Annotated in this window: 1 protein-coding gene; it reads right to left on the bottom strand. The window is 35.5% G+C overall.

What is annotated here, in order from left to right:
- Positions 1–661: ABC transporter transmembrane domain-containing protein (locus AC1DWB_RS36555; RefSeq protein ID WP_477545939.1), on the bottom strand; the 661-nt coding region annotated here is incomplete at its 3' end.
- Positions 662–764: the final 103 nt, after the last annotated feature.

The raw sequence follows: 764 nt of genomic DNA, 5'->3' as shown, positions 1-764 counted from the left end.
ATGTTAGTGCTTTTATTTCTTTCCAATTTCGCAAGGAGGTGTTAAGCCAGGAGGTCACATCTTTGTCGGTATCGCGATTCATTTGGACAACAATCTTTTCTCTGTTCCCTAGTACATAGTCCAAATATAAAGTTAAAGGGATATTGATTGCAGCAATTAATGAGAGCTTCCATGAAATCGAGAGCATAAATATTGATGCAACCGTCAGACTCAACAACGACACCACATACTGAATGAGTTGTTTGTCCGCAAAAGACTTAATATTCTCAGTATCTTCCTCTATGTTCATCTTCATTTCGCCAATGCTTGTGTTGTCATAATAAACGAAATCATATCGGTACAATTCTTTAAAAATCTTGTGCTTCACCTTAAAATAGATGTGATTATTAAGACGATTGTCAGAATAACCTCTCAAATATTCTACCCCAAAGCCGAGGAATAAAATTGCCACATATCCTACTACAACTTGAATAAATCCATGCATATTACCCTTCACAACAACATCATCGATGAAAATACGATAGAAGACAGGTGTAAGAAAGGTTAATCCAATTGTCGCTATACTCAACATTAAACTGAAAAAGAAAAATCGTTTGACCCCCACTGAAAAAGGGGAAAGGGCTTTTATTATCATAAATCGATACCAATTAAGTTTAATCAATAATTCCACCCCTATCTTTTATACAGCTGAATCTAGTGAGAAGAGATCTTTAAAACGTCTGCTTTCATGAAGTAATTGATGAGTCACACCATCTTCAACGATG

The sequence above is a fragment of the Paenibacillus sp. P4_E11 genome, from assembly GCF_056401635.1.
The sequence above is the reverse complement of the archived record's forward strand: the minus strand, read 5'-3'. Positions and strand labels throughout refer to the sequence as shown.